The sequence below is a fragment of the Acinetobacter sp. AKBS16 genome (assembly GCF_002899995.1).
Lineage (GTDB): Bacteria > Pseudomonadota > Gammaproteobacteria > Pseudomonadales > Moraxellaceae > Acinetobacter > Acinetobacter baumannii.
This window is the reverse complement of the sequence record NZ_POYH01000023.1, coordinates 17,733-34,468: the sequence shown is the minus strand read 5'-3', so window position 1 is coordinate 34,468 and position 16,736 is coordinate 17,733. Positions and strand designations below refer to the sequence as shown.

Sequence of the window (16,736 nt, the reverse complement as noted above, 5' to 3'; positions counted from 1 at the left end):
AGAATACATTCATTATTATAATCATGAGAGAATCAAGGTGAAGCTACAAGGTTTATCCCCTGTACAATATAGAAACCAGTTTATAAAAACTGCTTAACTAACTGTCCAACTTTATGGGGGCAGATCATCCTACCGCTACGGGAAAGGGACGAGTAGTACACCACACAAGACTGTTCCTCAGAAGGAAAAGCTCTGATGCGGGAGATAATATTCAGCCTGTCAAAGCCGGCTGGCAATGTGGCCAGCAGGCAAAGAATAGTGCTCTGCTCTTTAGCAGTCAAGCACACAAAATGACATTTGTTTTGAAATAGAGCGGTGAAAAGTAAGGGGGAGTAAATTAAAATAGCTTCGCAAGATTGTTTTAGTTTTGTTAGTATTTCGTATAAGCAAGAGCCTATGTTAATATTAGAACATCTCATTAGGATCAGTATCTAAATTCAAAATATAGAACTTGATTTCCCGAATACTTACTCATTTTCATAAGCAAATATCTACTTGAGTTTTAAAAATGGGTGAAATAATCCAATTTAAGAAAAAAAGAATTTCTAAAGGCCTAATAATCTCAGGATTAGGAGGCGTTAGTAATGAAAATGGACCTGTAGCTAAAGATCTAACACATAGCGATTTGATGTTTTATGGTCTTTATTGGGATAACATCATTATTACTCAAATACCGATGTTCCATTTTACTAATAATGTAATTGAAGAATTCAGAAGTAATGGGGTTATTGAGTTTTATACAAATGCCCCTCCCCCTCAGATTCATTCTTCAGAAATGCAACGGTTGGCTTTGGAATCTTTATTAGCATGTCAAAGTATAAGAAAACAGACCAAAGACTCAGATTGGATTATTTATAATAACGTTGCAGATGGATTTAACTCTATAGAATCTGATGATTTGATAGAGCAACATACAATTAGGGTTGAAATTGCAAAATGCCTTCCCTATCCAAGTACTTATGTTCCAATAGATACTCTAAGAAAATTTAGAGAAGATTATATAGATGAACTTGATAGGCTTCATTTAGCAAAATATAGACTATTTGATAAAATTAGTTCATATGAAAATTTGGAAAGGAGAGATCTTGCCAAATCATATGAATTAGAGGAATTTAAACGTGCGATAAGAGATTATGAATTCGCTTTTTCCTCTAAATTCTCCTATTATTCGATGAAATCATTGATTAGTGATATCAAAAGTAATAAGTCTCAACTATTAGAAGCGAGTTTAGCTGCTGGAGATCTATTGATAAGTGGCCTAAGCTTATCTGGAACGTATAATCTTGGAAAAACCTTCTTTAATATTTTTAGCTCAAAGCAAAAGATTCATGAAGTAAAGAAGAATTCACCGGAATTTCAATTCATTGGTTCTGCAATCAATAGAGGAATTATCTTACAGAAATTTGATCATAGTCTGGAATAAATAGATAAATTGCGAAGTGTAGGAAGACTATAAAAGAAGGCTTGAAAATCTTCTGGAATGTACAGGAAACATATGACAAAAGATGAACTAGAGACTTTAGCTGATTTAAGATTAAGAGAAGCTAAAGTTTTATTCGAAAATGGACTATTCCAAGGATCTTTTTACTTATGTGGATATTCTATTGAATGTGCCTTAAAAGCATGTATTGCTAAATCATTTAAGGAAAATGAATTTCCAAATAAAAAATTAGTTAATGACTCTTATGTACATGATTTAAACCAACTATTAAAGCTTTCAAATTTAAGCCTGAAGTTTAAAGTTGATGCAGAACAAGATGCAAAACTTGAGGTTCATTGGGCATTAGTAAAAGATTGGTCTGAACAATTTAGATACAAGCCCACAATCGAAAAGATTAGAGCTGAAGAATTAATTAATGCAGTTAGTGATGATCAATCAGGAATACTTCAATGGATCAAAAAACACTGGTAATTCAAAAAGAATTATCTAACGATATGGAATTCTCAGGTGATTTTTTACTAAAAGAATTAACTAAAAAACATATTAAAATAGACGCAGCTATGTGGTTCTTTTACTCAGAGATTAATGATTGGAAGTATATATTAGTATTTGACGAATTTTCTCAAAAAGGTTCATCTTTTGTGTATGAAACAATTAGTAATATTAATAGAACGACACTCTCAAAAAAATATAAAAGAATTCCTCTAAACTATATTGAAGTTAAATCCAATACATCTTTCATTTATAAATCAATGAAAGGATTAATTCATATGGAAAGTGGAAGAGTTAGGATAGCTAACTCCATGATAAACAGTTTTGAAATCAATGATTGTTTGATATACAAATATATTTAAAGCTATTTAATATAAAATTAATTAGATTTATACTTTTTGATTATAAAAAATTAGTAACTATCTAAAATATTTGTTAGTTCTATTACGACCGTCTAATCAAACCAAAACTAAGTAGCTTAAGTATAAAAAAAGCCCCTGTTCTACAGAGGCTTTTTTCAATTCAACAACTTATTATTTATAAAACCAAGGTTTCTTTGGTGCAGTCCCAGTATATGCAGGACTAACCTTAATTGGTCCCTGACCTTTTTCGCATTGTTGAACACCCCACTCACTCGGGCGAAAACGTGCATTCGCTCCATCAGGCTCAGGTTTACCAAATTCTTTTTGAATATCATAATCAATGAGTGGTATTTCAAGTAGCACGATGTCTCCACGAGAACAAGCGATGGTAGGACGTTTCGTATCGTAAACCCATTTACCATAGCCATTTTCTTCCTTAGGATCAAAGCGCATAACTGGACCTACATGCTGATCCCATGCCAATTCCATTCGAGGAGGCTCCATCGCAGTTACCCACATTCCTGCAACCTGTACAGGATGAGGAAAACGTACAGCCTCTAATCCACGTAAGCTAAAGGGTACTTGTGGCTCGCCGTTGTCAAAAGCATCGTAACGACTAATTAAACTCCCTTTGGGAATCAACAGTTCGCCATATTGTGCATCTTGAGATAAAACGAAATGACTGCGACGTTCCTTGTAATGCTGCTTAAGAGCAATCTCATACTTTACCGATTCAGTCATATAAAATAAATAACCTGCCCACAGGTCACATATTAATGCCACTAGTGTAATGAATAATGTTTTTTGAGAGAAAAACCTCACAGACTTTTGAGCCTTATTTCGCCAAAAGAATAGTGCTTTCACTAATAAACCTAGCGTTAGTACAACACCAATCAATGGAGCAATAAACAACAGAAAAATTGCAAAAACCGAGAATGTCTGTACAGGTATCATAATTGTTAAATCTTTAATTTCGTTTTTTTAAAGGTGGGTCGCCAAGAAAATTGTATATAAGAGTATTAAAAACAAGCCTTATGATGCACAGACACTATTTTATAGCCTTAGCATTTTCACACACTAAATTAAGCATAGCTAAATCATTATCACCCGTGGCTTTCATTACTTCACTCTTTTTATCGCTCTTGTACTTAAGTTCACCATTATTTTTATCACCAATCATAAAGTCTAAAATCTGTATCGTCTTATGTGAACAGTCAAAAGCCATATGAAATTGTGCGATATTATCTTTATCAAAATCACCCGTATAAAACTTTGTTTCGGGTACGCCAACTAGTTTTCTGGTAGCAGTAATTTTAAATTTACTTTTACTTGGTAAATAAAATTTGATTGAATCTAGTTCAAAAGCATAAGCGATATCTTCTTGTTGATAATAAACTTCTTCTGCTTGAATACTATTTGAAAAAGCTGCACAGGTAGCGAAAATTAGGCTAAAAATTGTTTTTTTCATTTACTAAAACTCATACATAATTTTTTGTTGCCTGATTTTATATAAATAAAAGGTCTATGAATATAAAAAACATTTGTTATTAAGTGATATATACAGTTAATATATCCTTTGAATAAAAGTATCCTCCTTCTCAAAGAGGTTTATATGTTGGAGATAGTAATCATCTGATAATCACTCTCAATTTTTATTATTGAGTTGATTATCAATGTCGCAATTTTTCTGTGGTCATATTTCTGATCACCTCTATTTGCACGTTTGATTATTATCAAGGCTCCAACATGAATCTTTCAAAGTTCGAACAGCGAACTCTCCATGTCCTTGCTAAAGGCGGACATATTAAATACCAACGTGACGCATCAGGCGCAGTCTATTTCGTTGAATGCTATACACGAGAAGGTTTTGTCCTATCTGATTGTTCTTTAGATGTATTTAAAAAGCTAAAAGCAAAACGTTTAATCAAGTCTAAAAATAGCCAACCTTATCAAATTACATTGTTAGGACTCCAGACTGTTCGCCCTCAACTAGACAATCGTTGATATAAGTTGCTATTTATTAAGAGAAAGAAAATATGAATATTATAATTCGAGATGAACAACCCGAAGATATTAAAAATATCGAAGCGTTGACGAAAGCCGCGTTCTTAAATGAAGAGCATTCTAGCCATACTGAACAATTTATTGTGAATAGCCTTCGGAAACATAAGCAACTCACGATCTCTTTAGTTGCTATAGAAGATGACTTAATTATAGGTCATGTGGCTATTTCACCAGTTACAATCACGTCAGGTGACACTGGTTGGTATGGTCTAGGCCCTATTTCTGTATGTCCAAAGAAACAAGGAATTGGCGTTGGTTCTCTTTTAATGAATGCAGCTCTTCAAAAGTTAAAAGAATTAGGCGGAAAAGGTTGCGTTCTATTAGGTGATCCAAATTATTACAGTCGATTTGGTTTTAAATCATACCCTGATTTAAATTTACCTAATGTACCAAATGAATATTTTCAAGCTCTAAGTTTCAGCAATCATATTCCCTCAGGAGAAGTTACTTATCATGATGCTTTTACGGCAACTGAATAAATAAGTTCGCTTACAACATTTAATAAAAAGCCTCTATTTATAGAGGCTTTTTATTAACTTAACATCGCAAATTTATATAAAACATTAAAAAATAAATAATTACGCATCTTCATAAATTCATATATTAGTTTTAAATCAACTCTGATTTCTAAAATTAACAATATTTTAGTCTTCACACTCAACTTTTTTATGCATTAATAAAAAAGCTAAACTTTTATCAATCAAATTACCTGATAGAGCCTCTTTTCTACTATCCATAGTTAAATTTATAGATGTTTTCATAAAAAAGTTCCCAAGTGAAATGCATAGCAAAACTAAGGCTATATAAATAAAAATATTCTTAATTTTTATAAAATATACAATTAGAGAAATAATTAAGAAAACAATTAAAAAATTAATTATAAAATTATTAATAAAAATTAAATAATTATTAATTCCGTTAAATTCTACTAACCAAACTTTAAATAATTTAAAAGATGTATGCGTGCAATACAAATCTACAAATGAAATTGAGAGCAGTACTAAAACTGAAATGATTAGACTAAATAAAGCTTTTTTTAACATTAGGTTTCTGCTCTTATTCCAATACCAAAAGTTTGTGTTTCATCTTTATTCTCTGCTGACATAAATTTAAATCCTCCGTCATACCATAAAAACACTGAATCACTACCATCTACAGCGCAGGCATTTGTACAACCATGTTTAATAAAGGTATCTCTAAAGGCATCAAAAGAAACCGATCCTACACCATGCTCTTGAGCAATCACCACAATATCAGCCGTAGGTGTAAATCCTATTCCTCCTCGCCCAGTTCTATTGTCTAAACGTGAAAGCGCAGCATATCTATTATTATTTCTTTGAGTTAAAAAAGGTTTATGTGCAGGTAGAGGCTCTCCTGTTAACTTCGCATTTGGTAATTCTTTACTATATAAATTACCATCACCATATTTTAGCCCTTTAAAAACCAAAGGACATAATCCACCAATACCCGTGTAATAACCCCGATTTTTTGTTAAATCTCCTTGTCCCATAAACCATGTATAATCTAGTTTTTGAGCAATATAGAACATATTAGGCGCGCTATGACCATGTAAAGCTCCTGTACCTAATAATGCAAAACCCTCATTTAATGTATCAGCACTTGGAACTGGATCGTGTCCAACAAATGCATCCGCTTTTCCTGAATCTGTTAAACCATACCAACAACCATTTATACACACCGTTAATTTCGCTTTTGATTGTGCTCTTTGCACAGTTGCACTAAAAAGTTCTTCACCATCGCGGACAATAGGAGTTAAGCGAGATTTTCCTGTAATTTTAATAATATGAAGGTCATTTTCCTTTTTATATTCTACTGGAGACATCGTTATTCCTCATTTAAAAATCTACTTTCAAATTTAACCTTTTACTCAATAAATACTTCTGACTTTCATAATCCCAATCCAATTGGTCAATATAATCCAAAATAAGGCTATACCTAAAAACACCCTGCATAACAATAACATCAGATTTATTTTTACTTGAAAACTGTTTCTTATGCTCAGTTAAAGCTTCATTCAGTATTTCAACTTGTTCAGAAATTGAATCAATTCCTTCTTTATTTGTATGAAATTGTCTTAAATTTTTTTCTAAATTCAATGATTCGCTATTAATTTCAATACTTTTGACTTGGGGTATATTTTTAGGAGGAATAAAGTAAGCCACTCCATTTTCACTAATCCATACTTCCTTTAATGGAGTTCCATTAATCATCAATTTATCTGTCGAATTTATTTTTTTCCCATCTAATCTTTCTATCCGAGCAAGCACTCCCGTTATAGGAAAGTGTATATTTGGTGTGATTTTAGCTTTAGGAGTTAACTGATCTGATGGTAGTAAATGCTGTATATGAGTACTCTTTAAACTAGCTACAGATGGCCCAGAAAAAATATGTTGTCCTGCAAATACTTTAAATTCTTTTGGTGTTTTTATAATAATACCATCAGAGGAAATTATAATTTGTGAACCACCCGCCATGACTACGCCATTTATATTATTATAGATAAAATCAATCTTAACATAACTTAATTATCTTTATAAATATGACTTTTCTTATTGCTGTTCAACTAAAAGATAGTATTGTTGTTGCAATAGACAATAAATATTTAATTTTAAAATATAAAAGCTTAGATCAATATAAGGAATATTTGGACTCTAAACTATATACATGGCACAGTGGGTTTATTACTGGTGTAGGTGAGCATTATGTCATTGATAAAGCAGTTCATCTTTTCATTAATGATTTTAACTCTGAAATTGAAAAGCTTCCCATATGTTTAAATATTTCAAAACAAGTTAGAGAAATGGAAATAGGATGCCATGAACAGATTCAATTATCTAAAATCCTGTATTCTAGTTATAGTAAAAATGGAGCAAAACTTTTTTCTGTAGAACCAACTGAAGAATCAGGTATCTATCAAACATCAGAATTTAGAGAAAATGATCTCATCATTTGGCTCTTTAATCCTAATATTCAAAATATTTCGGAAAATTTAAGAGATCTTTATACAAATCCACGTCCTCGTGCTTCATTTGATCATATAGAAGATTGGGTTGATCACTATATTTCGGCTATTTCAGAAATTTATATAAAACAAAGTCGTGTAGATTCATTAATGAGCCGTAGTTTTGATATCTTTTTCCAAACAAAAGATCAATATTTTTATAAACATATTGAAAATGACCAAAGTACCATAATCGAATTAAATGAAATTTCTAATAATATTGACTCTATTTAATATAATAAGATTTATATGTAATACAAAAAAAGCCTCTGTTCTACAGAGGCTTTTTTTCAATTCAACAATTTATTATTTATGAACCCAAGGCACAGCCGGTGAACCAATCCACGCAGATTTAGCCGGAATATTTTCACCTTTCATGACCAATGTTAATGGACCTAACACAGCATGATTGCTCACGTTTGCGTTATATAAAATAATACTGCGCGCATTGACCACTACATCATGCCCCACGTTCACTTGCCCAATTTTCATAATACGGTCTTCAAACAAGTGAGTTTGCGGGCCTGAAAAGCTATTAAACTCGGCACGGTCACCAATGCTGACACAGTCGAACTCGGTAATATCAGCTGTATCCATATAAACGTCTTTACCAATACGAACCCCTAAAATACGCAAGAAGAATGGCAACATTGGCGTTCCTCTTAAGTAGTTTAAGAAGTTAGGAATCGCAACTGATTCATATAAGCTGGTAATCCCTTCACTTAACCATACGAACATGGTCCACATAGGTGCCGAACGCGGTTGATAGCGACCAATCAAAATCCACTTTAATAGCGCAACAATAAGGAAACACACCATAAAGCAGCCCTGCGAGCGTTAATGCAACCAGTCCTGTCTCAATATTGTAGTTATTAATCACATCAATAACGTCTAGTACGATCATATAACCCACCCCAATCGCAAGTGCGGCCGGCAATACAATACGAAGCCCTTCAATAAAACCGCGCATTAAACGGCGCTTAATACTTGGTTTAAAGGTTAAATGGTCAGGATATTTTTCAGCAGCTTCACGTGCAGGTAACAGCAACGCCGGAGAACCAAACCAAGTTTGTCCATCATACATTTCACGGTTATCTGGTGTTTTTGATTGCACGCCAATTAAAACATTGTCTGGTAACACTGTCCCATCAGCAATATAAGCACTATTTCCCACAAAACTACGGTTACCGATTTTGGTTGCTTTTAAAGACATCCAACCGCCTTTAATCTCTTCATCACCCAGCATTACCGCATCGGCAATAAAGCTTTCTTCACCCAAAGTCAGCATTTCTGGAATGACGCCGGTTGCGGTAGAAATTTCGGTATTTTTACCTACTTTTGCTCCCAGCATACGGAACCATGTAGGCGCATAAATGGTGGCAAACAAGCCATGTAAGGTTTGTAAGCTCGTTTCTAAAATTTGGGCCGCAAACCATTTACGATAATACGTGCTGCCATGAACCGCATAGGTTCCAATTTCAAGACGCGGCAATGCGATTTTACGCAGACCTGAAGAAATCACCGCAGTAATCATCATCATCATTGCACTAGCCGGAATCGCTAAAATGAAATAATAAAGCGCGATTTGCAAATGGTTGTTCGGGTTAATATTAAATATATTTACATCTAGCCAGTCGACCAAAAGGAAGCTTGGAAAAATTGGAATAAAGAAAAGACAGGCAATAATTAATGCACTAACGCCATAGTACCCATATTCAGCAATTTTACGTATAAACGATAGTTTAGGACGCTCTGGCAATTTAGCTTGCTCATCTATATGCCCTATTTTCTGAGCAGGTGTTCCATCCCAAATTTCGCCCTCAGGTACAACTGTGTCATATTCAATTGAAGTTAAGGCATTTACATGGGCCTGTTTTTCTAACACTGTATTTTCTTCTAATACAGCATACGAACCTACATAACTGTCTTGTTTAAGGTGAATTGAACCTAATACCAAGTAACCATGTTCAACTTTGGCATTTTCTAAATTCACCTGAGAACCGATACTCACGCCATCTTCAATAGTCAGTAAAGATGGCATACGAATATGTACAGAACTAATGGTAACGTCGTGACCGATTTTTGCACCAAGTGCTTTCAAATATAAGTTAAGTAAAGTCGAACCCGACAAGAGATAGACAGGTGAAATATTACTAATACGGTCCGCTAGCCACCAACGGAAATAGGTTAATCCCCATAATGGATAACGCCCTGCGCCAATTCCTAACATTAATAGTCGTTTTACCGTAATCGACAGTACAAAACTGCTCATAATGACACTGACATACACCAATAAAGACAACGCAATCGCATACGGAATACTGTCGCGAGTTCCACCGGTAAAGTAGTGATAGGTAAAGAATGGCGCTAACCACTGCAAAATATTAATCGAGATTAAAACCGGAATAGTTACAAGCTGTGCAATACCACATAACCATTTATAGGTCTGATTACGAGGGTTATCTTGTCCAATTTGGCTATCAAATAAAGTAGGTTCAGGCTGCTCTAACATGAGTGCAGCAATCGCGCCTACTCTTCTCGCTTGATATAAGTTTTGAATGGTCAGATGGCTATATTCCACATGCTCACGCAGATTTGAAATTAAAACAGCGGCGAGTAGTGAATGCCCGCCTAAATCATCGAAGAAATCTGAATCGAGTTTAATCGGCATGTTCGGGAACAAGCGATTCAAAATTTCAAATAGGATTTCTTCAGCTGGGTTCTGTGGCTGGTCAGATTCACTGCGATCTACCACACTTGTGAGCGGTCTTGCTTTTAAAGCTTTACGGTCAATTTTCCCAGATAATAGACGTGGAACTTCTTCAATAATCTCAAAACGATTTGGCACCATATAAGGCGGTAATCGCTGACTCAAGTTATGGCGTAGTTCTTTAATTTCTATAGCTTGCTTTGCATCAATTTCTGGTGCAATAAACGCAATAAGTTGATCAATGCCGTCTTCAGGACGAAGAATAACGGCTGCCGTACCAATTCCGTCAATATCGCAAAGCGCAGCTTCGATCTCGCCAAGCTCTACACGGAAACCACGGATTTTAACTTGGTCATCGGCACGACCTAAACAGTGTACTTGACCAAACTCATCAATTTTAGCCAAATCCCCAGTACGGTAGAGTAATTCTTCCTCTACACTCATTGCCCAAGGGTTTTCAATAAACTTATCTGCGGTTAAATCAGGTCGTCCTAAATAGCCTTGTGCCACACTTGGACCAAAAATACATAACTCCCCTGTTTCACCTTGCTCGAGCAACTCTCTTTCAGAGTTAATAACCAACATACCGTAGTTTGGTAAGGGCTTGCCAATGGTGACAGGTTTGCCGCGTTCTAATAACTCAAGACTTGCAGAAACCGTGGTTTCGGTTGGTCCATAGGTGTTAAACATTTGATGATGAGGTAATGCCCAACGGTCAACCAGTGAGTCTGGACACATTTCCCCACCTAAATTAATAATTCTTAAATTAGGTACGTCTTCAGGAAATAAGGCAAGTAACGTTGGAACAGCATGCAGTACTGTAATTTGTTCCTGCTTTAAGGTTTGGCATAACCGCTCAGGATCACTGACAAGTGACTTCGGTGCAATCCACAACGTTGCACCTACCAAATAAGAAAGCCAAATCTCTTCAAACGACATATCAAAAGCGACTGAAAAGCCTTGATAGACCTTGTCTTGCTCTTGAATACCCAAAATACTATTTTCACTACGTAAAAAGTGACAAATATTTTTTTGAGTAATCACAATTCCTTTGGGTTTACCTGTCGAACCCGAGGTATAAATAATATAGGCAGGTTGATCTGGAGTGGTTTTCGCTAAACTTACACTTTCGCTTAATGGTTTTTGCAGCTCGGTGTTGGTCCATTTTGTTTGCGGCACTTCAGCTAAATGTTCATACCATTCATCTGTAGTAATCATTCCTACCGCTTCGGCATCTTCAAGACATACCGCAATACGGTCCGCGGGCGTATCCATATCAAAAGGAAGCCAAGCTGCACCGCTTAAACAAATGGCCAGTTGAGCTTTTAAAAGCTCAATACCACGCGGCAGCCATAGTCCTACAATATGACCTGGCTTTACCCCTTTTAAAGCCAGATGTTGAGCCATAATTAAGGCTTGCTGATACAGCTCACCATAACTCAGCGTTTTATCTGCTTCAATTAAAGCCGTTTTATCAGGAAGAGTTTGTGCAGTATGAGCAAAAATATCGGCTAAGACTTCATTCTGCAAAAATTCCGGATGATACTTTCCACGAATTACATTTTTCGTGTTCGTTACAAACTGGTTCATTTTTATACTCTCTTAATTTTCTGATTTGGCTTAAATGAAGTCATAATTTATTTTTCTGACCCATTAACGAAATCTAGATAGGCCATAAATTAATTAAGAGAACTTAAAGCAAGATTAAATTTTTTAGTTTTGATGTTTATTCAACAGAGTAAGAACCTTAGCTGTTAATTTTAATTTATAAATAAAAATCAAATATTTAATATTATTATTCTAATTTTATGATTATCTTTAAGATAAAAACGTACAAAACTAATGAAGTAAAAAGCTAGAATTCACAAGATTTATATAGTTCTCATTTTAATTAAACTAATAAAAGCCATCCTGTATACAAATTCTCCATATTTTAAACTTAATTGTTTAGTTCTAAATTATCAAAAGAGTTCTTAAAAAATAAAAGAGTGTATTTAAATTTATGCATGATGGTTGATTATTAACATTATATTAAAATTGTATGCATCAATTCTATTTAACTTATATCTTTATCTGGATTTTATAAAAAGTTAACTCCATTAAGCAGATTGAGCGAACAGTTATTTATATGCTCTCCCCATAACTCAACCTACCCTATTTGGTGTGGTGAGTTGTATGGGTTAAAACGAAGATACTCTTGGAAGGCGAGCTAAGATCACCTGTTTCATTTAAGCATGACGAAGTATCTTTATTTATAATATTTGAAAATGGACTTAAAAAATTAAACAGTGGTGCTGGTATGAGTCAACACATAATAACCCCAAAAGAAATACCTTTAGCATTTCAAACCGCTTGGAATAAGCATGATATGCAGGCCTTTGCTGCTCTTTTTGATAAAGATGCGACTTTCGTTAACCGTTTCGGTCACTACGTTAAAGGAGTTGATGAAATTATTGCAATGCATCAACCTATTCATGAAACCATTTATCGTGATTCAACACTAGAGAATGAGCTGATAGACCTCATACCTATGAGTGAGGATATATGTATTTCACATTTTTGGAGCCGCCTCACTGCAGGCGTAGCTCATCCTCAAGGGCCTCATCAGATTGATACTCTCATTCTTACTGTGCTCACCCAGAAGAATCATTCTTGGTACATTCAAGCGCTAGAAAATGTCACTTTGACGAACCCTCGTACGGGAGAGACCATACTTAGAAATATATAGAAGGGAGCACGATCATTTTTTAGTAACTTATATGCATAAAAAAAAGCCCTCGTCATTAACAAGGGCTTTTTAAGAATTTTGGCGGAAGCGGTGAGATTCGAACTCACGGAGGACTCACACCCTCGTCGGTTTTCAAGACCGGTGCATTAAACCGCTCTGCCACGCTTCCAACGAGCGCTATAATATAAACAAAAATGCAAGTTGGCAAATCTTTTATTTAATTTTTAATTCAACCGCTCAAAATAAAAACAAATCTATCTAAATTTCATCATTTTTAGGTTTTTCATAGCGAATTGCATTGATATACCACAGCTTTTTGCCCAGAGGCGTGTGTACTTCTACTTCATCATCGACTTCTTTACTCAAGAGTGCACGTGCCATAGGTGACTCAATTGAAATATGCTGAGGATGGTGATCATAAATTTCATCTACCCCGACATTCGTAAAGTTTTTTGCTCCCCTTCTTCATTTTCAATGTCGACCCAAGCACCAAAGTAAACTTTGCCTTCTTGCTCAGGTGAGTAATCAACAATTTTTAACTCTTCTAAACGCTTTCCTAAGTAGCGTACTCGTCGATCAATTTTTCTAAGGAGCTGCTTGTTATATTGATAATCTGCATTCTCACTACGGTCACCGAGGCTTGCAGCCCAATTTACTTTTTTCGTAATTTCTGGTCTTTCTTCATGCCAAAGTTGTTTTAATTCAGCAACTAATTTGTCATGGCCTGACCGAGTGATTAAGTTAGATTTCATGATTAAAAACCACTGATTAACAACATAAGGGTTACAAGATGTAGCATTTTATACCCTATTTTCTCACATCAGAAGTGTATAAATTTTCTTCCTTAATAAATTCATGTTGTTATGATGATATATCGGATATTTAATTGTACAAAATTTGACAATACTTTTTATCAATATTATGATGCGCGCATCTTAAATGTTGAGTATTTTTTAACCCACTCAAAAACTATGTAGATTTTCTACACAGTTTGCTTTTTTCATTTCATGTCATTTTGAATGACGTCATGACTGCCCACCCCTTATTGAATTTATCAACTTTTAGAAGTTATGGCAGCTTTTTGTCTGACTTTTAGGGCATAAATTACCTGTAGCGGAGACAACATGCACAGTAATTCAAGTTCTGGGTCGAGGCTTGGCCTTAGCTCTTTATTTTCTTCTCTCCCATTGAAAGTTCTTGCGCTCAGCACTATGTTTTTTCCCTTTCATAGTATCAATGCAGGAAAAACCCTACAGTACAATACTGTAGTTAACACAAACACATTAACAGTGGTTGCTGTAGAAAGCCCAACGACTGTTTTTAAAGAAGATCAGTTTTTACACGGCTTTGGTTATGACTTAGCGCGTAACTATGCACAAAGCTTAAATGTAAAGTTGGACTTCAAAATCGTGACAGATAATGCCACGGCGCTTAAGTGGGTTCAGCAAGGTAAAGCAAATCTTGCCATGACAACCGCAAGCTTAAGTTCAATCGAGAACAAAGGTTTAATGTCTTTTTCTGCAAGTTGTGGTGATATCGTAAATTTGCAAAAAAATGGATTAAATCCGAATTTAAGCTGGGTGTTTAAACAAGCAGATGACCCGCTTACACAAACAGCAAGCGGTTTTGTTTGTCAAAGCAAACAAAATGGCCTAACTCAGCAACTTGCTTCTTTTTATAACCGTAATGTTGTAAAACCAGAAGCTTGGTCTACGATTCAACGTGACTTAAGTGCACGTATACCGATTTACAAAGCAAGCTTTAAACAAAGTGCTGCTCAGTACGATTTAGACTGGCATTTGCTTGCAGCGATTGGTTATCAAGAATCGTACCTAAAGCCAGAGTCTGTTTCACCAACAGGTGTACGTGGGTTAATGATGTTAACCAATAGTACAGCTCGGGCAATGGGTGTAAGTAACCGTAACGATCCAGCACAGAGTATTCAGGGTGGTGCGAAATATTATGATCTCATGTTAAGTGAGTATGATGATATTCCTTTCCCAGATCGCAACTGGTATGCACTTGTGGCTTACAATATGGGACCGGGTGCGGTGAACCAGATTCAAAAGCGCTTGCAAGCCCAAGGGAAAGACCCGAACCAATGGGTTAATCTCTATAATTATTTGCAGAGTAACAAAACTCGCAATGGTCGATACAAACAAGCAGTTCAGTATGTGACTCGTATACGTGCTTATCTTGAGCACATTAAAACGGCACAAACGCGAATTAATATCTAGTTTTTATCATCTAAAAGTTGATAAATTCATTGTTTGTATAAATAAAAAGCTTACCTCTCGGGTAAGCTTTTTATATGAATTCTTTTTTAGTTTAAGCGGTTTGCTCTAATACTTTTTTGAACAAATCTTTTTGTTCTTGGCTTGGTTTAGCTGTTTGTAAAGCCATTAACTGAGACATATCGCCTTGAACTTTTATTTTACCAGTCATGAATGCCTGCATAGCAGCTGCCATATCAAACTCTAGGAATACTTTACGTAAAGTTTCAGCATCCATGTTTAATGTAGTTTTGGCATTTGAAGACAAACCTTTTTGGATTTTACCCCCATCTAACGCTAATTCGGTATTTCCAGAAGCATCTGTAACTACTAAATTAATTGCCAAATTCGCAAGAGCTGGTGGCAAATTAAGATCACCTGCTTCAGCAGTTAATTTTTCGACAGTCGCAAACCAATCATCAGTTAAAAATGCAGGCATGATTCTTCCTCAAATTTATTTGTTCAATTTCTCTAGTGTTGCCTATCCAGACAACATCGTGTGAAGCACTTCTGCTTGAGCGTTGTTATAGCATGTAATTTTAAGGTTGAGCTATGACTTTTTGTACGGAACATTCATTTTTTAGTATTTTGATACATTAAAGGCACTTGTTTATAAAGTGCCTTCAATTGACTTATTAATTCGTTTTATTCAGCAGCAAAGCTTAAGTTCACTACATCTAAACGTTTTTTCAGTTCTTCTGGATCTTTAAAGTCTAATTCGCGCTGCGAGTCAAGAACTTCGAAATCGAACAAATCACGGTCAGCAAGTTGTGAAGGTGAAACGTTCTGTAACGCACCAAAAATGCTGTGTAAACGTTTTGGATACTGTTTGTCCCATTCACGAAGCATTTCATTGATCATGGCACGTTGTAAGTTCTCTTGTGAACCACAAAGGTTACACGGAATAATCGGGAACTTACGTAACTCTGCATATTTGATAATGTCCTTTTCTTCAACATAAGCCAAAGGACGAATCAAAATATTTTTCTTATCTGACGATAAAAGCTTAGGTGGCATTGCCTTTAAGCTACCGCCATGGAATAAGTTCAAGAAGAAAGTAGCAATAATGTCATCACGGTGATGCCCTAGCGCAACTTTGGTTGCACCAATTTCTTGAGCAAAGCCATAAAGCGAACCACGGCGTAAACGTGAACACACAGCACAGTACGTTTTACCTTCAGGAGTTAAACGTTTGGTAATGCTGTAAGTGTCTTTTTCCAAAATGTAATACGGAATGTTATTCTCTTCCATATAACGTGGTAAGACATCTTCAGGGAAACCCGGCTGCTTTTGGTCAAGGTTAACCGCAACAATATCAAAGTTGATTGGTGCAATACGTTTGAACTGCAACAAAATGTCGAGCAAGGTATAACTGTCTTTACCACCAGACACACACACCATGACCTTGTCACCATCTTCAATCATATTGAAGTCACGGATGGCATGTCCAACTTGACGGCGAAGCTTCTTAAGCAAACGATAATAGGCCGAGCTTGTTGGAAGTTCAGGCTTAAAATTAAATCCTTCGTTGGACTCAACTGGCGCGTACATAGACGAGATATACCCATAAATAAAAATACCGCGCAATTTTATATGATTCGGATGAGAATCGCATCAAAAGAATAGTTTCAATTCTTGAAGTCG

General features: G+C 35.3%; 16 protein-coding genes, 1 tRNA gene and 2 pseudogenes. 9 read left to right on the top strand and 10 right to left on the bottom strand.

Annotated features, from left to right (window positions below):
* The 4 genes from C1642_RS03495 to C1642_RS03475 form a co-directional block, all read left to right on the top strand.
* A partial coding sequence (locus tag C1642_RS03495; protein WP_139020505.1) for an IS3 family transposase occupies positions 1-97 on the top strand: 97 nt, incomplete at its 5' end.
* Positions 98-508: 411 nt separating this feature from the next.
* Positions 509-1,423, top strand: coding sequence for a DUF6236 family protein (locus C1642_RS03485; RefSeq protein WP_103235914.1), 915 nt, complete (start codon positions 509-511; stop codon positions 1,421-1,423).
* Between the two features lie 72 nt (positions 1,424-1,495).
* On the top strand, positions 1,496-1,912 hold the full coding sequence (locus tag C1642_RS03480) for a HEPN domain-containing protein (RefSeq protein ID WP_024439321.1): 417 nt from the start codon (positions 1,496-1,498) through the stop codon (positions 1,910-1,912).
* Positions 1,891-2,295: a hypothetical protein gene (locus C1642_RS03475; RefSeq protein ID WP_000372419.1), complete on the top strand. Its 405-nt coding sequence runs from the start codon at positions 1,891-1,893 to the stop codon at positions 2,293-2,295. Before C1642_RS03480 ends, C1642_RS03475 begins: the two co-directional genes overlap by 22 nt.
* A 171-nt stretch (positions 2,296-2,466) precedes the next feature.
* On the opposite strand, the gene C1642_RS03470 is transcribed toward C1642_RS03475, so the two are convergent.
* Positions 2,467-3,207, bottom strand: a complete 741-nt coding sequence (locus C1642_RS03470) for a hypothetical protein (protein ID WP_103235916.1) — start codon at positions 3,205-3,207, stop codon at positions 2,467-2,469.
* A gap of 136 nt (positions 3,208-3,343) precedes the next feature.
* On the bottom strand, positions 3,344-3,763 hold the full coding sequence (locus C1642_RS03465) for a hypothetical protein (RefSeq protein ID WP_103235913.1): 420 nt from the start codon (positions 3,761-3,763) through the stop codon (positions 3,344-3,346).
* Between the two features lie 278 nt (positions 3,764-4,041).
* Between C1642_RS03465 and C1642_RS03460 the strand changes: the two genes are divergently transcribed.
* Both C1642_RS03460 and C1642_RS03455 read left to right on the top strand, forming a co-directional pair.
* Positions 4,042-4,299: a YjhX family toxin gene (locus C1642_RS03460; protein WP_001054058.1), complete on the top strand. Its 258-nt coding sequence runs from the start codon at positions 4,042-4,044 to the stop codon at positions 4,297-4,299.
* A gap of 32 nt (positions 4,300-4,331) precedes the next feature.
* Entirely contained in the window at positions 4,332-4,838 is a 507-nt protein-coding gene (locus tag C1642_RS03455; RefSeq protein ID WP_103235912.1) for a GNAT family N-acetyltransferase, read from the top strand.
* 165 nt (positions 4,839-5,003) lie between these two features.
* Here the strand turns inward: C1642_RS03455 and C1642_RS03450 are convergent, their stop codons facing one another.
* From C1642_RS03450 to C1642_RS03440, 3 genes are read right to left on the bottom strand one after another with little or no spacing between them, the layout of a single operon-like run.
* Positions 5,004-5,402 carry a hypothetical protein gene (locus C1642_RS03450; RefSeq protein ID WP_103235911.1) on the bottom strand — a complete coding sequence of 133 codons (399 nt, stop codon included), beginning with the start codon at positions 5,400-5,402 and terminating at the stop codon, positions 5,004-5,006.
* Complete coding sequence (locus C1642_RS03445) at positions 5,402-6,202, bottom strand: hypothetical protein (protein ID WP_103235910.1); 801 nt, start codon at positions 6,200-6,202, stop codon at positions 5,402-5,404. Before C1642_RS03445 ends, C1642_RS03450 begins: the two co-directional genes overlap by 1 nt.
* A gap of 13 nt (positions 6,203-6,215) precedes the next feature.
* A complete protein-coding gene (locus tag C1642_RS03440) occupies positions 6,216-6,854 on the bottom strand; it encodes a hypothetical protein (RefSeq protein WP_103235909.1) in 639 nt (212 codons plus the stop codon).
* Positions 6,855-6,919: 65 nt separating this feature from the next.
* Here C1642_RS03440 and C1642_RS03435 point away from each other — a divergent pair, with 65 nt between their 5' ends.
* Positions 6,920-7,615, top strand: a complete 696-nt coding sequence (locus C1642_RS03435) for a hypothetical protein (RefSeq protein WP_103235908.1) — start codon at positions 6,920-6,922, stop codon at positions 7,613-7,615.
* 72 nt (positions 7,616-7,687) lie between these two features.
* On the opposite strand, the pseudogene posA reads toward C1642_RS03435, so the two are convergent.
* A pseudogene (gene posA / locus C1642_RS03430) lies at positions 7,688-11,681 on the bottom strand (delta-poly-L-ornithine synthetase PosA).
* 607 nt (positions 11,682-12,288) lie between these two features.
* Here posA and C1642_RS03425 point away from each other — a divergent pair.
* The gene (locus C1642_RS03425; protein ID WP_000398193.1) at positions 12,289-12,819 is read left to right on the top strand and encodes an SgcJ/EcaC family oxidoreductase; all 531 of its coding nucleotides are present in this window, start codon (positions 12,289-12,291) and stop codon (positions 12,817-12,819) included.
* 79 nt (positions 12,820-12,898) lie between these two features.
* Here the strand turns inward: C1642_RS03425 and C1642_RS03420 are convergent.
* Together C1642_RS03420 and greB are read right to left on the bottom strand one after the other, a co-directional pair.
* A tRNA-Ser gene (locus C1642_RS03420) sits at positions 12,899-12,988 on the bottom strand.
* 89 nt (positions 12,989-13,077) lie between these two features.
* Positions 13,078-13,571 (bottom strand): annotated as a pseudogene (greB, locus tag C1642_RS03415) (transcription elongation factor GreB).
* A gap of 372 nt (positions 13,572-13,943) precedes the next feature.
* On the opposite strand from greB, the gene C1642_RS03410 reads away from it, so the two are divergent.
* Positions 13,944-15,056 carry a transglycosylase SLT domain-containing protein gene (locus C1642_RS03410; RefSeq protein WP_001984613.1) on the top strand — a complete coding sequence of 371 codons (1,113 nt, stop codon included), beginning with the start codon at positions 13,944-13,946 and terminating at the stop codon, positions 15,054-15,056.
* Positions 15,057-15,147: 91 nt separating this feature from the next.
* Here the strand turns inward: C1642_RS03410 and C1642_RS03405 are convergent, their stop codons facing one another.
* Together C1642_RS03405 and ttcA are read right to left on the bottom strand one after the other, a co-directional pair.
* Positions 15,148-15,531: an SCP2 sterol-binding domain-containing protein gene (locus tag C1642_RS03405; protein WP_001110719.1), complete on the bottom strand. Its 384-nt coding sequence runs from the start codon at positions 15,529-15,531 to the stop codon at positions 15,148-15,150.
* Positions 15,532-15,737: 206 nt separating this feature from the next.
* The gene (gene ttcA, locus C1642_RS03400) at positions 15,738-16,643 is read right to left on the bottom strand and encodes a tRNA 2-thiocytidine(32) synthetase TtcA (RefSeq protein ID WP_000271249.1); all 906 of its coding nucleotides are present in this window, start codon (positions 16,641-16,643) and stop codon (positions 15,738-15,740) included.
* Between the last annotated feature and the right edge of the window lie 93 nt (positions 16,644-16,736).

Bases quoted from the DNA above. Each gene is read 5' to 3' on its own strand.
- C1642_RS03485 (WP_103235914.1), top strand. From the start codon at position 509: ATGGGTGAAATAATCCAATTTAAGAAAAAAAGAATTTCTAAAGGCCTA.
- C1642_RS03480 (WP_024439321.1), top strand. From the start codon at position 1,496: ATGACAAAAGATGAACTAGAGACTTTAGCTGATTTAAGATTAAGAGAA.
- C1642_RS03475 (WP_000372419.1), top strand. From the start codon at position 1,891: ATGGATCAAAAAACACTGGTAATTCAAAAAGAATTATCTAACGATATG.
- C1642_RS03465 (WP_103235913.1), bottom strand. From the start codon at position 3,763: ATGAAAAAAACAATTTTTAGCCTAATTTTCGCTACCTGTGCAGCTTTT.
- C1642_RS03460 (WP_001054058.1), top strand. From the start codon at position 4,042: ATGAATCTTTCAAAGTTCGAACAGCGAACTCTCCATGTCCTTGCTAAA.
- C1642_RS03455 (WP_103235912.1), top strand. From the start codon at position 4,332: ATGAATATTATAATTCGAGATGAACAACCCGAAGATATTAAAAATATC.
- C1642_RS03450 (WP_103235911.1), bottom strand. From the start codon at position 5,402: ATGTTAAAAAAAGCTTTATTTAGTCTAATCATTTCAGTTTTAGTACTG.
- C1642_RS03445 (WP_103235910.1), bottom strand. From the start codon at position 6,202: ATGTCTCCAGTAGAATATAAAAAGGAAAATGACCTTCATATTATTAAA.
- C1642_RS03440 (WP_103235909.1), bottom strand. From the start codon at position 6,854: ATGGCGGGTGGTTCACAAATTATAATTTCCTCTGATGGTATTATTATA.
- C1642_RS03435 (WP_103235908.1), top strand. From the start codon at position 6,920: ATGACTTTTCTTATTGCTGTTCAACTAAAAGATAGTATTGTTGTTGCA.
- C1642_RS03410 (WP_001984613.1), top strand. From the start codon at position 13,944: ATGCACAGTAATTCAAGTTCTGGGTCGAGGCTTGGCCTTAGCTCTTTA.
- C1642_RS03405 (WP_001110719.1), bottom strand. From the start codon at position 15,531: ATGCCTGCATTTTTAACTGATGATTGGTTTGCGACTGTCGAAAAATTA.
- ttcA (WP_000271249.1), bottom strand. From the start codon at position 16,643: ATGTACGCGCCAGTTGAGTCCAACGAAGGATTTAATTTTAAGCCTGAA.